The organism is Paraburkholderia sediminicola, assembly GCF_046026895.1.
Classification (GTDB): domain Bacteria; phylum Pseudomonadota; class Gammaproteobacteria; order Burkholderiales; family Burkholderiaceae; genus Paraburkholderia; species Paraburkholderia sediminicola_C.
The window spans coordinates 1-14,202 of the sequence record NZ_JAQQEU010000024.1 but is presented as its reverse complement, the minus strand read 5'-3'; the positions used below and the strand labels follow the sequence as shown (position 1 = coordinate 14,202).

General features: G+C 61.9%; 11 protein-coding genes. 8 read left to right on the top strand and 3 right to left on the bottom strand.

The features are described 5' to 3' along the window. Nucleotides 1–42 precede the first annotated feature (42 nt). Together poxB and PQR02_RS18315 are read right to left on the bottom strand one after the other, a co-directional pair. A complete protein-coding gene (poxB, locus tag PQR02_RS18320; protein WP_408233718.1) occupies nt 43–1,764 on the bottom strand; it encodes a ubiquinone-dependent pyruvate dehydrogenase in 1,722 nt (573 codons plus the stop codon). A 218-nt stretch (nt 1,765–1,982) separates the two neighbouring features. Then, a complete protein-coding gene (locus tag PQR02_RS18315) occupies nt 1,983–2,375 on the bottom strand; it encodes a DUF3331 domain-containing protein (protein WP_408233715.1) in 393 nt (130 codons plus the stop codon). 414 nt (nt 2,376–2,789) lie between these two features. Here PQR02_RS18315 and PQR02_RS18310 point away from each other — a divergent pair, with 414 nt between their 5' ends. From PQR02_RS18310 to PQR02_RS18290, 5 genes are all read left to right on the top strand, one after another. Beyond that, the gene (locus tag PQR02_RS18310; protein WP_408233712.1) at nt 2,790–4,304 is read left to right on the top strand and encodes a sensor histidine kinase; all 1,515 of its coding nucleotides are present in this window, start codon (nt 2,790–2,792) and stop codon (nt 4,302–4,304) included. Between the two features lie 356 nt (nt 4,305–4,660). Beyond that, nucleotides 4,661–4,897: a YtcA family lipoprotein gene (locus tag PQR02_RS18305; protein ID WP_408233710.1), complete on the top strand. Its 237-nt coding sequence runs from the start codon at nt 4,661–4,663 to the stop codon at nt 4,895–4,897. A 17-nt stretch (nt 4,898–4,914) separates the two neighbouring features. Continuing rightward, nucleotides 4,915–5,973, top strand: coding sequence for a multidrug transporter subunit MdtN (gene mdtN, locus PQR02_RS18300; RefSeq protein WP_408233707.1), 1,059 nt, complete (start codon nt 4,915–4,917; stop codon nt 5,971–5,973). Nucleotides 5,974–5,980: 7 nt separating this feature from the next. Next, complete coding sequence (locus PQR02_RS18295) at nt 5,981–8,080, top strand: FUSC family protein (RefSeq protein ID WP_408233704.1); 2,100 nt, start codon at nt 5,981–5,983, stop codon at nt 8,078–8,080. Continuing rightward, nucleotides 8,077–9,564, top strand: coding sequence for an MdtP family multidrug efflux transporter outer membrane subunit (locus PQR02_RS18290; RefSeq protein WP_408233701.1), 1,488 nt, complete (start codon nt 8,077–8,079; stop codon nt 9,562–9,564). Before PQR02_RS18295 ends, PQR02_RS18290 begins: the two co-directional genes overlap by 4 nt. Before the next feature lie 18 nt (nt 9,565–9,582). On the opposite strand, the gene PQR02_RS18285 is transcribed toward PQR02_RS18290, so the two are convergent. Further along, nucleotides 9,583–10,032, bottom strand: coding sequence for a hypothetical protein (locus tag PQR02_RS18285; RefSeq protein WP_408233698.1), 450 nt, complete (start codon nt 10,030–10,032; stop codon nt 9,583–9,585). Between the two features lie 203 nt (nt 10,033–10,235). On the opposite strand from PQR02_RS18285, the gene PQR02_RS18280 reads away from it, so the two are divergent. Genes PQR02_RS18280 through PQR02_RS18270 form a run of 3 tightly spaced genes read left to right on the top strand, consistent with a single transcriptional unit; the run spans nt 10,236 to nt 14,119 of the window. After that, complete coding sequence (locus PQR02_RS18280) at nt 10,236–11,879, top strand: fatty acid--CoA ligase (protein ID WP_408233695.1); 1,644 nt, start codon at nt 10,236–10,238, stop codon at nt 11,877–11,879. 21 nt (nt 11,880–11,900) lie between these two features. Then, a complete protein-coding gene (locus PQR02_RS18275) occupies nt 11,901–12,365 on the top strand; it encodes a MaoC family dehydratase (RefSeq protein WP_408233692.1) in 465 nt (154 codons plus the stop codon). Nucleotides 12,366–12,412: 47 nt separating this feature from the next. After that, nucleotides 12,413–14,119 carry an alpha/beta fold hydrolase gene (locus tag PQR02_RS18270; RefSeq protein ID WP_408233689.1) on the top strand — a complete coding sequence of 569 codons (1,707 nt, stop codon included), beginning with the start codon at nt 12,413–12,415 and terminating at the stop codon, nt 14,117–14,119. Nucleotides 14,120–14,202: the final 83 nt, after the last annotated feature.

The window sequence follows — 14,202 nt, the reverse complement described above, 5'->3', positions numbered from 1 at the left end:
CCCGGCGCGACATACCGACCGGATTCACGCTTGCGGATCGCACTACCGGAACAGATTGACCTTTGCCAGGTCGATGAGCTGTTGGCCTCGACCGTCCATGACGGCACGCAGCATAAAGAGTCCAAAGTGATAAGCCTGGTCACCGGTCGTCGCAGGAGGCATCACGAGTTCCTGACGTGCGCTCACTACGTCGACGAGAGCCGGACCCGGATGGGCGAATGCCTCGCTGAGTGCTTGTTCCAGCTCTGCTGGGTGCTCGACGCGCACGCCTTTGATTCCGATCGCATTGGCCATCGCGGCGAAGTTCGGATTTTTCAGGTCGCATCCTGTATCGAGGAACCCGCTGGCCTTCATCTCCATTTCCACGAAGCCCAGCGTTCCGTTGTTGAGCACGACGACCTTCACGGGCAAGCCTGTTTGAACCAGCGTCAAAAACTCTCCCATCATCATGGTGAAGCCGCCGTCACCCGACATCGAGATCACCTGACGGTCCCTGAAAGCGGCCTGCGCGCCAATCGAGTGCAACAGTGAGTTGGCCATCGAGCCGTGATTGAATGAACCGACCAGCCGTCGTTTGCCGTTCATTTTCAGGTATCTGGCGGTCCACGCGATGGGGGTGCCGACGTCGCAGGAGAAGATCGCATCGTCGTCCGCCAGTTCGCTGACGAGCCTGGTCACGTACTGCGGATGGATGGTGTTGCTGCCCGCTTCTGGTTCCGCGAGCGCATTCAGACTGTGGCGAGCCTTGCGATAGTCGTCGATCGCGCGGTTCAGGAAGTTGCTGTCCGTTTTCTCCTGGATCATCGGAAGAAGTGCCTCGAGCGTATCCTTGACCGTTCCCAATACGCCGAGCTCTAGCGGGCACCGGTTGCCGAGTGCTTCCGCCCGCGTATCGACTTGCGCGATGGTCACTTTCTCCGGGTAGAACTGTCGATAGGGGAAGTCGGTGCCCAACATCAGGAGCATGTCGCAACTCTTCATCGCGGAATAGCCGGAGGCGAACCCGACAAGGCCCGTCATGCCCACATCGAACGGGTTATCGTATTCGATGTACTCCTTGCCACGCAGCGAGTGCACTATCGGCGCTTGCAGCTTGCGGGCAAGTTCCACGACCTCCGTGTGGGAATCCTTGCATCCGGCCCCGCACAGCAATGTCACTCGCGACGACTGGTTCAACAGGCGTGCGAGTTTCGCGACTTCGTCGTCCGATGGGCGCATCACCGGAGCGGCAGGCGCGCTCCAGTGCGGCGCAGGTTTGGTGAGAGTCCCGAGTGCCACATCCCCTGGTATGACGACCACAGCGACGCCTTTGCGCGCAACCGCCGTGCGGATGGCACGGCCCAGAATCTGCGGTAGCTGGTCGGCACTGTGGACGAGTTCGACGTAGTGACTACATTCCTTGAACAACATTTCGGGGTGAGTAGCCTGAAAATAGTCGATGCCGATTTCCGTACTGGGGACATGCGCGGCGATGGCGAGAACAGGAACACCGCTGCGATGGCAGTCGAACAGACCGTTGATCAGATGCAGATTCCCCGGGCCACAGCTCCCACAGCAGACTGCGAGCTGCCCCGTCAAATGAGCTTCGGCGCCTGCGGCGAAAGCCGCGCTTTCCTCATGCCGCATGTGAAGCCATTCAATCGATGCATCGCGGCGCAGGGAGTCCGTGAATCCATTGAGCGAATCCCCCACCACACCATACACGCGCTTGACTCCCGCATTGACTAGTGCACTCACCATGTAGTCGGCAGCTATGGTTGCCATTTCACCTCTCCCTGGAAAACAAACGACAGTCCGGATCATCAAGCCGTAGTGACTGAGTTGAACGTTTCGCTATGCCATGCTTTTTAATGGTAGTGGGCGATATGAAGGACGGCTATTACATGAATCTGCAATCAGCCTGACGAGGCTATTGGCGCTCGACGCCTATCGAACGGCGAGGCGAAGCACATGGACGCGGCCCCGATTACATAAACATGCAATCAGACCGGTTCCTCCAATGGGATAGCCTGCATGACTGTGGCCAGAATCATCGCTTCGATGTTTCGTGGTGCAGGTTTAAGACGCCTGGGTCGATACACGGCGTCGCCTGTGGCGATGCGTTGCCCACTCAGGGCGCAAACTCCGGCTTTCTTCGCGATGCAGCGCCGCCAGATCTGTGCACCGTAGCAGCAGGAGGTCGGGTCGCTCCACGCGATAGTTGCCGAGGTCTGTCCATTGCACTCCAGAACCCGGATGGAACATGTCGAAAAATTGCCTTCGCCATACATCGGGTGGGTGAGATTGGACCCAATGGGCAGCCGCATTTCGGCTTTGCTAGAGAGGCGCGTCGTCGTTGGCCGCCAGAGTCTGTCTGCTTCGATGGGAGCTTGCATGGCGCGGTTCCTCGATTGTGGTTGGACAAACGCTGGCAATGCGACGCCAGTGGCTTGCCCGCAGGCTTATGTGACATGCAGGGCTCGAGCCAACGCTCGGTCATGGCTTGATGATAGATAGCAGGCTTGCGGGCTGCCATTACATGAATGTGGAGTGCGCCCCATCCCCCATTGCCGCGGGCGCGCCTCCCCCAAAGGGGGGATGTTGCGTCAAGCCGTCCCGGCAGACCATGCAGACAACGGTGGGATTTGCAGCACGCACCCGGCAACGGGTAGTGCGCTGGCCCATCCCTGCGTGGCGGCCGCCGGGTCTTCTCCGGAACCGCCACATCCCCGGAACCGGATACGCCCGCTCGCCCAGAGACCCGACAGCCGCATCGGCCCGCATTGCACTACTTGTGCGGGTTCCAACCGATGAGCAGCAGTCGCGCTCAAAGCGCCAGCGCGTTCGTTCATCGAAGCTGTCCGTCCGAAACCTTCAGGCCTATTGCCGTGTTAGCCAACGTACCAAGAATCAGCAGCGATTTACGGGAAAAAACCGTTTCGCTCGCAGCAGATCTGTCTCTTGTTGTCGAACGTGCACTCGGGATATTGAAGTCGCTCGATGGATACAAGCTGCTTTCTCCCCCTGCAATGCGCGACGTCGAGGATTCGGTCGCGCTGTCGGCCAAAGTGTGGTTCGAGACGCTGTTGTCGGGTGAGCCTCCATCGGCTCGGGATATGGCCGTGTTCCGCGAAATCGGACAAAGACGCGAGCATCAGCGTGTGCCGCTGAACAGTCTGCTGCAGGCGTTGCGCTACGGCTTGCGAGAAATCTGGAGCACGTACATCGCACTGGGGGAGCTGGACGGAAGGCTGACCAAAGAGTTGCTGTTCGACGTCTCGCTCTACCTTTTCGACTACTTCGATCTCATCGCCCAGATCATTGTCCGCACTTATCTGGCCGACCATGATCAGCAGCTCCGGCGGCCCCGTTGGGCGATCACGGTCGAAGAAGGATCACGTCGGTCTGAAGGCGGCTCGCGCGAACTTCTCAATCTACTCGTCCAGTTGTCGAGCGAGCCCCATCTGTTATCCAGATTTGAAGTTGATCCCGCTCGCGAGCAACACCGCGGCGAACCAGCCGAGGCGCGCGTGATGCAGTTCTTCGGCCTCGAAGTCGACATTGACGACGCCGCGAAACTGGCCGAGGCGTTGCGCGATGCCCAGGAGAAGCTTGCCCAGGCATCGCGGATCGCAGCGGTCGCCGAATTGTCCGCCTCAATCGCCCATGAGATCAATCAGCCGCTGCAGGCGGTTGTCGCGCATGGGCGCGCATGCGTGCGATGGCTCTCCGCGGAGCCGCCAAACATCGAACAAGCCAGACTCTCCGCCGAGCACATTGTGCGCGACGGCAATGCCGCGGCGGAAGTGGTAAGCCGCATTCGAGCACTTTTCAAGCATACGGCTCCGGAAATGGTCGATCTCGACATCAACAAACTGATACTTCAGGCATGCACGCTGATGGCAGATGATATTCAGCGAAACGCGATTTCGCTCGAAACGACGCTGGCCGAAGACGTGCCGAAAATCCCAGCCGACGCGGTGCAGATCCAGCAGGTGCTCGTCAATCTTGTTCGCAACGCAATCGAGGCGTTGGCAGTAACGACGGAACGGCCGAAGCTGCTATTGATCCGCTCGCGTCGCGATGGCGAAAGCGTGGTGATCGATGTCGAGGATCGCGGTACGGGATTTGCCGACTTCGAGAAGATATTTGAACCATTCTTTACTACGAAACAAACCGGCATGGGCATCGGGCTGGCGATCTGCCGAACGGTCGTCGAAGCACACGGCGGTCGGATTTGGGCCGTGCGCAATGAGATCCGTGGTGTCACGTTCAGCTTCAGCCTTCCAATCGAGAGTGCGAACGCAACAAGGGGTAGCCGATAGCATGGCGCCTGAATGGGCACCCATGGGCGAGTGCCGTGGTCACAGGCGACCACGAGCGACGCACGCAAGTGTACGCCGTTGCTCGTCGCGGCGGTATTGCATATTCATGTGATGCGGAATGCCTCTTTTGGCAGTAATTTGACGACCTGCTACACCCGCCATCTTTCCATTCCAGCTGACCGGACAGGCAGGAACAGTGCTCCCGAAGCTGTTTGCCTCCCTTGCAAGCGAAATCCGGAGCGGGCACATCGGCGTATCATCATGGTGTGGCATTGGTTCGAGCCAGCAGGACAACCTTGAAACGACACATGTCACTTGCCAGCGGCAGATGTTCAAAGCGATCAATCGGCGTGGCCGTGATTGCCGCGACCCTGATGTCGGGGTGCGTGAACTCGCCGTCGATTGGCGTGCTCGGCGCGTACTTTCCCGACTGGCTGTTCTGTATCGTCGCGGGCGTCGTGCTCGCGGTCGTCATTCATCTGATTCTCAGGCGTTCGCAGGCCAGCCATCTGATAGAGCCTGCAGCCGTGATGTATCCCACGCTGGTCACTTTTCTTGCGCTCGCTATCTGGCTGATGTTCTTTCAACATTGAATCCGTCGAGTGGGTAAATGGCGAACATAGCCAGCAGAACATCGAAGAGAAAGTGGCCAGCCTTCGTTCTGGTCGTTGTGACGCTGTTGCTGCTTGTCTATGTCATCCGGCTGCTGGACCGCGCGCCGCGTACCGACGATGCCTACGTGTATGCGGATACGATCGACGTCGTACCCGAGGTCAACGGACGCATCGTTGAACTGGCCGTGCGCGACAATCAGGCAGTGAAGCAGGGCGATCTGCTGTTCCGTATCGATCCGCGTCCGTATCAGGATGCGCTGACGCGAGGCAACGCGTCCCTCGTCGCGCTCGACCGCCAGATCGAGTTGACCCAGCGCACGGTCAATGCGCAGCAGTACAACGCGCAGTCGGTGCGCGCGGCCGTCGAGCGCGCGCGCGCCGCGGCCAGTCAGGCATCCGATACGCTGCACCGCATGGAGCCGTTGCTGTCACACGGTTATGTGTCGGCGGAAGACGTCGACCATGCGCGCACCGCGCAACGCGCCACGCAAGCCGAACTCAGCGCCGCGCAACTGCAGGCGCAACAGGCGGCCGCGGCTGTGAGCGGCGTCGATGCGCTGGTCGCGCAACGTGCCGTCGTCATGGCGGAGATCGCGCTTGCCGAACTCAACCTGGAGTATGCGACGGTACGTGCGCCGTTCGACGGACGCATTGTGTCCTTGAAGACATCGACGGGCCAGTTTGCAACCGCGCTCAAACCGGTCTTCACGCTGATCGACACACGCCACTGGTACGTGATCGCGAACTTTCGCGAGACCGAACTCAAAGGCATCCGCACGGGCACGCCCGCCACGGTCTATCTGATGAGCGATACCGGCCGGCGCTTCCAGGGCACGGTCGATTCGATCAGTTATGGTGTCGCGCCCGATGAAGCCGGCCTGGCATTGCCCGGCGGCTTGCCGCGCATTCAACGCACGCTTAACTGGGTTCATGTATCCCAGCGTTTCCCGGTGAAGATCCGCGTCGCGAATCCGAACCCGGAGCTGTTTCGCGTGGGTACGTCGGCCGTGGCCGTGCTGGAGCCCGGGCGCGACGAGCACGGCGAGCGCCGGTGAGGAGCCCATGAGCGCCGCCGACTACCTGCCCGTCGCACTGCGCGATGCAGGCACTTTCCTGAGGCACGAGCTGGCGCCTTTCCCCGGGCGTCTGAACGTGATGTTGCGTTGCACCCTGACGAGCGCCATCGTGATCGTCGTGTCGATGGCGCTCGAAGTGCCGGAGCTCGCGCTGTCGCTGCTGCTGGTGTTCTACGTGACGCAGTCGAACGTGGTGCTCACGCGGCTGGTCGGCGTGATGTTCATCGTCGGATCGACGTTGGCCATCGGCACGTCTATCCTGCTGTTGAAGTTTACGTTCGACTATCCATTACTGCGTATCGTGACCGCGAGTCTGCTGTTCTTCGGCAGCGTGTACCTCATGCGGGTGCTGAAGATCGGCGTAGTGTTCTTCATCGTTGCGATCGTCGTGATCTACGTGCAGAGCTTCGTCGACCAGACCGATCAAGCAGATCTTCTGATCCGAGCCGTGTTGTGGGTGTGGATCGCCGTCAATTATCCGATCGCGCTGACGCTCTTGGTCAACACATTGCTGCTGCCCGCCGAACCGCAATTGCAACTCAAGGCGGAAATCCATCGGCAGCTGGCGGCGGTGGACACACGCCTGACGGAGCTGATAGACGGCACCACCCGTGCCGGGCCGATCACGCTGGCAGCCGTCCAGCAAGGCGCGCTCGTGCTGCAGAAGCTGCTGCGGTTCACGACGATGCGTGACGCCGACTATCGCGAGCATCAGGCGTTGCAGCTTGCGTGCATTGCGACGGTGTCGCGTCTTTATCGCGCAGCGAGTGACCTGCCGCCCAGCTGGCCTGGCGCGTCGGCGGCGCAACTGGCGATATTGCGCGAGTTGCGCGCTAACTGCCGCGCGCTCGACGAATCGGTCAGCACCGGCCAGCCGTATCGCTACGTGAGCACGGCGACCGGTGACGAGCGCCATGCCGCCGACACGTCTCCGGTTGCCGCCGAATTGCAGCGGGCGCTGCGCGCGTTCGCCGATCTGGTCGCAAGCGGCCCGGCGGCCGGCAAGCCGGCCGCGAGCGAGCCGATGGTCGTGGCCGACGCCTGGACCAATCCCGCGTACCTGCGCTTTTCGCTGAAGACGCTGCTCGCGGTTCTCGTCTGCTACGTGTTTTACAACGCGGTCGACTGGCAGGGCGTCCACACGATCATGCTGACCTGCCTGATCGTCGCGCTGCCGAGCCTCGGCGCATCGACGCAGCGTGCGTTGCTGCGGCTGGCGGGGGCCGGCATCGGCAGTGGACTGGCGTTGTTCATGGTGGTGTTCGTCGTGCCGCATCTCGACGACGTCGTCGGTCTGCTGCTGATGGCGCTACCCGTTGTCGCGTTAGGGGCATGGATAGCGGCCGGGTCGGAGCGGATCGGCTATGCCGGCATTCAGGTGATGTTCACGTTCTCGCTCGCGTTGCTCGCACAGTTCGGCCCAACCACGAACCTCACTGAAATCCGCGACCGGATCGTGGGCATCCTGCTGGGCGTTTGCGTGGCGACCTTCGTGCAGATGTCGTTCTGGCGTGAAGGCGAGAGCGACGTGCTGCGCCAGAAGCTCGTAACCCTGTTGCGCGCGATTGCCGCACAACTACGCGCAACCCAGCCCGTCGCCGGGAAGCTCGATGAATTGACCTATGCGCAGCGCCAGTTGCAGGCGTGGGCGGTGCTGGCTGATTGCGAGGCGGCGCTCTCGCGTGTCGCACTCGAACCCAGTTGGCAGGAAGCGGAGGAAGCGCAACTGACACTGCGCGCGCAAACGGTTCTCGCACAGGGACGCGAGATCATGCTGGCGGGCGATGCGCTGCACAACCTGCAAGCGGCGCAACGGGGATTGGCGAGCCAGCGGACGGTCGATGCAGTGCACTCGACACAGGAACAGGCGTGCGTCGAACTCAACCGGTATGCGGACGAACTGGCGGCCAACCCGCCGGGCGCCCGCGCGCCGCGACGCATCGGAATCACTGCGCAAGCTGTGGAACCGGCCGACGGCGGCCTGATCGCCGCAGCGGACGAACTGTCGCGGCAGGTTGCGGGGTTGCCGGACTGGCGCGTCGATGCCCCGGTCGCGGCGAGCGCATCACCGGCCCTACGAACATGAGTGGGCGAACGGGTGGGCGCAACGGGCGATGGCGTCGATGCTTTCTATGCATCGCGTGGATGTCGTCAGTGTTGCCGGGTTGTGCGCTGATCCATCACAACGGCGCGCCCTACACCGAGATCGCGCCCGAGCAGATCAACCTTGCGGACGACATTCATCTCGCGCGCGACGGTTGGCCGGCCGCGCGCTGGTGGACGCGCTATCGCGATGCGCAGCTCGACGGGTTGATCGATCAGGCACTCGCCAACGCGCCGACCATGGTGATCGCGCGCACGCGCGTCGCGCAGGCCAGGTCGGATGTGGCGCTCGTCTCAGCGGGATCGAATCTCCAGGTGACGGCGCTGGCGTCGCTGGACCGCACGCATGTTTCCGCGAACGGCTTTCTCGGCCCGTTCGCGAGGAACGAACCGGAATTGGGGCTGACGGGGCCGTGGTACACGGAGGGCATCGTCGGGCTGGGCGCAAGCCTCGACATCGACCTCTGGGGCAAGCAGCGCGCGCAGATTGCCGCGTCGCTCGGCGTGAGCAATGCGCGGCTTGCCGAGGCGTCCGCTGTCGAACTCGAAATCTCGACCGATGTCGCGACGCTTTACTACGGCATTCAAACGACGTATCAGCTCATCGATCTGCTGAACGAGTCGCATGAGGTAGCGGTATTCGCGGTGCAGGCTCACGAGGCGCGCGCGGGTCGCGGTCTCGAAGCCCGCACCCAGCTCGAAGAGGCACGGGCGCAGCAACTGGGCATCGAACGGCAGATCGTGGCGGCGCAAGGGCAGATCAAGCAGCTTCGCGAGTCGCTGCGGGCGCTGGCCGGCGCGGGTCCCGACGGCTTGCCCGCCATCGAGCCCGTCGCGCTGCCGGGTTCGCAGGCGGCTCTGCCAGCGACGCTTTCATACGAACTGCTGGCCCGCCGGCCCGATCTGCAGGCGATGCGATGGTATGTAGAAGCATCGTTCGACCGAATCGACGCGGCGAAGGCGGCGTTCTATCCAAGCTTCGACATCAAGGCGTTTTTCGGCTTCAACGCCTTGCATCTCGCGGATCTCTTCACGCATGCAAGCCAGCAGATCAACCTGATTCCCGGCCTGACCTTGCCGATCTTCGACGGCGGCAGGCTCAACGCAAACCTGAGCGGCGTGCGCGAGGGCAGCAACCTGCTGATCGAGCAGTACAACCAGGCCGTTCTCAACGCGGTACGCGATGTCGCGCAGACCGGCAGCCGTTTGCAGGCCCTCGATGCGGAAACCGAACTGCAGAAGCAACGGATCGAATCGGTTGCGTTCGCGAGGGACAGCGTCGAAGCCCATTATCAACGCGGCCTCACGAACCGGCTCGCGGCGCTCCAGGCACGCCAGCCCGTGATCGCGGAACAGGTGGCGCTGCTCACGCTCAACGGCCAGATACTGAGCCAGGAGATTGCGTTGACGAAGGCGCTCGGCGGCGGCTATCGCGCCGATTCGCCTGTCGAACTGAAGCCGCGTTGAACGGCGCGTGCACTGCGTTCAGAACTCCTGTGCACGCAGCGATTTGAACTCCGCGCGGCACACGTCGCCGAACTTGCCGAGAATATCGATCGAGCCATCCGCGAGCATCTCGCGAATCTGGATGAAGGTCTTGTCTGGCGCAAGGTAGGTGTCCACGATCGTGCGCCCGATCAAATCGGCTTCCTCGACGACTTCGCTCGACGACTGGATGCGCATGCGGCTGATCTTCGCGTAGAGAATGCCGAGCGCGGCGAGATCGGGCTCGTTGTGTTGCAGTGCGTGAACATAGAGGTTCGTCGCTTCCTCGATGAACGCCTTGTACAGCTCCTGCCGCCAGGTGAGATCGTGGGCGAGCCACTCGGCGCGAACCTGGGTGCGCTGGGTCAGCCATGAGGCAAGCACCGAGGTCAGGCCGCCAATGGCGGCGCCGACTAGTGCAGCCAGCGCGGAGATAGCCGATGCGTTCATGGAGCCTGCTCTCATTGTCACTCGACGGCGTCCATATTAGCGCCCCTGCGTCCCTCCCGCATCCCCCCTTTCTCCCCCGTTCAGGGGATATGTTCAGAGCGCGTTCGGCCCGATCATTGGATCTATCGGGACGACACAGTAAGCCGACTCAGCGATGAAGCCGTGTTTGCCCGCCATCCAGTTCAGAACTCCAGGAGATTCAGATGCGGGACGATGTCCAGGCCTCCGCGCCCACGGCCTACGCTTATCCATTGCTGATCAAACAACTGCTGCACACGCCATTCATTCAGGCGCCGAATCAGGAAATCGTATACCGCGGACAGGTGCGGATGACCTATACGACACTGCGCGAGCGCATCGCGCGGCTCGCTAACGGCTTGAGCCACCTCGGCGCGCGGCACGGCAGCACCGTCGCCGTGATGGACTGGGACAGTCACCGTTATCTCGAGTGCTATTTTGCGGTTCCGATGATGGGTGCCGTGCTGCAAACGGTCAATGTGCGCCTGTCGCCGGCTGAGATCGCTTACACGATCAATCACGCCGGCGCGGAAATCCTGTTCGTTCACACCGATTTTCTGCCCCTCGTCGAGTCGATCAAGGACCAGCTCGAAACCGTGCGCACCTTCGTCTGGATCGACGAGGAGGGCAGCGAGGTCGGTACGCACTCGATTCCGATCTCCGCCGAATACGAGGCCATGCTTGCCGCGAGCTCGGACCAGTACGAATTTCCGGACTTTGACGAGAACACGCGCGCCACGACCTTTTACACGACGGGGACGACGGGCCTGCCCAAGGGCGTCTATTTTTCGCATCGGCAACTGGTCCTGCACACCATTACGGTGATGGCGGCGTTGTCGAGCCCCGAATCCGGACAGCGCTTTCACCGCGGCGACGTCTATATGCCGCTCACACCCATGTTCCATGTGCACGCGTGGGGCATGCCCTACATCGCCACCGTGCTGGGTGTGAAGCAGGTTTATCCCGGCCGCTATCTGCCGGACCGGCTGGTGCAACTGGTGCGCGACGAAGGCGTGACGTTCTCGCATTGCGTCAGCACGATCCTGCACATGATGCTGAGTTGTCCTGAAGCGAAGTCCGCCGACTTCAGCAAGTGGAAGATCGTCATTGGAGGCGGGGCACTGACGCACGGGCTCGCGCAGGTCGCGCTCGATCGCGGCATCGACATCTTCGGCGGCTATGGCATGTCCGAAACGTGTCCTGTGCTGAGTCTCGCGCAACTGCCGCCCGGCGCCGAGGCGCTGGACGCGAATGAGCAGTTGCGCCTGCGCTGCACGACCGGACTGCCGATACCGCTGGTCGATCTGCGCATCGTCAATGAAGAGATGGAGGAGGCCGTCCACGACGGCAAAGCATATGGAGAGATCGTCGTGCGCGCGCCCTGGCTGACACAGGGCTATCTGAACAATCCCGAAGCTTCCGCTCACCTTTGGAGCGGCGGCTATCTGCACACGCAGGACATTGCGAATATCGCCCCGACAGGAAACGTCCGGATCACGGACCGTCTCAAGGACGTGATCAAGTCGGGAGGCGAATGGATCTCTTCGCTCGAAATCGAAAGCCTGATTTCGCTGTACCCCGGCGTGTCCGAAGTCGCCGTCATCGGAATTAGCGATGAGAAGTGGGGGGAGCGGCCGGTGGCGTTGGTGGTGCTCAGTGAAGGCGCCGCGGTCACCGAGGACGACATCAAGCGTCATGTTCTGACGTTCAGTGCGTCGGGACGGATCTCGAAGTACGCGGTGCCGCAAATCGTCAAGTTCGTCGATGGGCTGGAGAAGACGAGCGTCGGCAAGATGAACAAGAAGTGGCTGCGCGCGCAGTTCGCCTGACCCGTCACGAGGAGCAAACACATGAGCATCAATGAGTACAGCGTCGCAGCGGTCGAAAATTTCGTCGGGCGCGAACTGGGTGTGTCGGATTGGGTCGTCGTCGACCAGGCGCGCATCGACGCCTTCGCGCAATGCACGGGCGACACGCAGTGGATCCACGTCGATGTCGAGCGCGCCAAACGCGAGAGCCCGTTCGGCGGAACCATCGCACACGGCTATCTGACGCTGTCATTGCTGGCGGCGCTCGCGATCGAGATTGGCGTCATTCCCGAGGATGCATCCGCTGGCCTGAACTACGGGCTGGACAAGGTGCGCTTCATGACGCCCGTGAAAGCCGGAGCACGGGTGCGAAACCGCGTGACTTTGCTGGCAGTGGAGAGAAAGGGCGGCGGCAGGGTCATCGTCAAGACGATGAACGAGTTGCAGATCGACGGCGAGGACAAGCCGGCGCTGATTGCCGAGACGCTGGCGATGCTGGTCGCGTGACCGGACGTGTTTGACCAGGCTGAATAAGCCGTTTGAGGAGCAGCAAGATGGCGGTAAGTACTGAAAACCTGTCGGCAAGCGAACAGTCGGACGATCTCGCGGCGTCTGCCACGGAAGGCATGTTGGGCCCCAACCCGTTTGTCGGATTGCGTCCGTGTGACGTCCTCGCCACCGCGCACCAGATCGGCACGCAGGCGTTGCGGCAACCCGCTCTGTTTGTGGAGCAGGAAGCGAAACTGGCACGCGAGTTGATGGCCGTGTTGAGCGGCAATGGGCAAAGCACGACGCCGCAGGGAGACAAGCGCTTCGGCGACGCCGCGTGGCGGGACAATTCGCTGTACCGCATGACGCAGCAGAGCTATTTCGCGTGGCGTGACGCGCTTGCCGGCTTTGTCGATCGCTCGGCGCTCGATGCGAAGTCCAAGGAACGTGCGCAGTTCGTGCTGTCGCTGTTCACCGACGCGCTGTCGCCGACCAACACGCTGCTGGGCAATCCGGCGGCCCTCAAGAAGATCGTCGATTCCGGCGGCGCGAGCCTGCTTGGCGGGATCAGGAACGCCGTGACGGACCTGCTGAAGAATCAGGGCATGCCGGCCCAGGTCGACAAGACGGCATTCGAGGTGGGCAAGAACCTCGGCACGTCGCGCGGTGCCGTGGTGTTTCGCAACGAGGTGCTGGAATTGATCCAGTACGCACCGGCGACCACGCACGTCTACGGTCGTCCGCAACTGATCGTTCCGCCTCAGATCAACAAGTTCTATGTGTTCGATCTTTCCGAAGGCAAGAGCATCGTCGACTATCTGGTGCAGAGCGAGTTCCAGGTGTTCGTGGTGAGCTGGCGCAATCCCACCGCCGCGCAATCTCACTGGGATCTCGATACCTACGTCACGGCTCTGCTCGAAGCGATCGCGGCGGTACGCGACATCACGGGCAGCGACGATGTCAATCTGCACGGCGCATGCTCCGGCGCGATGACCATCTCGGCATTGCTCGGATATCTGGCAAGCCGCGGCGAAAAATCCGTCAACGCTGCCACGCTGATGGTGGCCGTACTGGACAATACGGCGGATTCGCAACTCGGTCTTTTCGCGACCCCCGAGGCAATCGCGGCGGCCAAGCAAGCCAGCACGTCACGCGGCGTGCTCGCCGGTGAAGAGATGGGCCGCGTGTTCGCGTGGATGAGACCCAACGTTCTGGTGTGGAACTACTGGGTCAACAACTACCTGATGGGCAAGACGCCGCCCGCGTTCGACATCCTGTACTGGAACAACGACACGACGCGCTTACCCGCCAGCCTACACGGCCAGTTGCTCGATATTTTCACGGGCAACCTGTTCACGAAGCCCCGCGCGCTGAGCATCCTCGGCACGCCGATCGACCTGTCCGAGGTGACGTGCGACAAGTACGTGGCGGCCGGCATCACCGATCACATTACGCCCTGGAAGGGTGTCTACAACACGGCTCGGCTGTTCGGCGGCACTACGCGGTTCGTGCTGAGTTCGAGCGGCCACATCCAGAGTCTGATCAACCCGCCGGGCAATCCAAAGGCGAAGTTTTACCTGAATCCTGACCTGCCCACGCAGGCCGACGCGTGGCTCGCGAATGCACAGGCCGAGAAGGATTCGTGGTGGAGCGACTGGCGCGACTGGCTGTCCGCGCGTTCGGGCGAGCGGCGCGGCGCTCCGGCAGTGCTCGGCAGCGAACGGCATCCGTCGTTGGCGGCGGCGCCCGGAACCTATGTCATGGAAGCCTGACGCAAGAAATACCGACGGCATTACCGCTGTCATCAACTCAACCTGCTTTATGCCTCTTTCGAATCTCGAGTGGGTGGACTGCT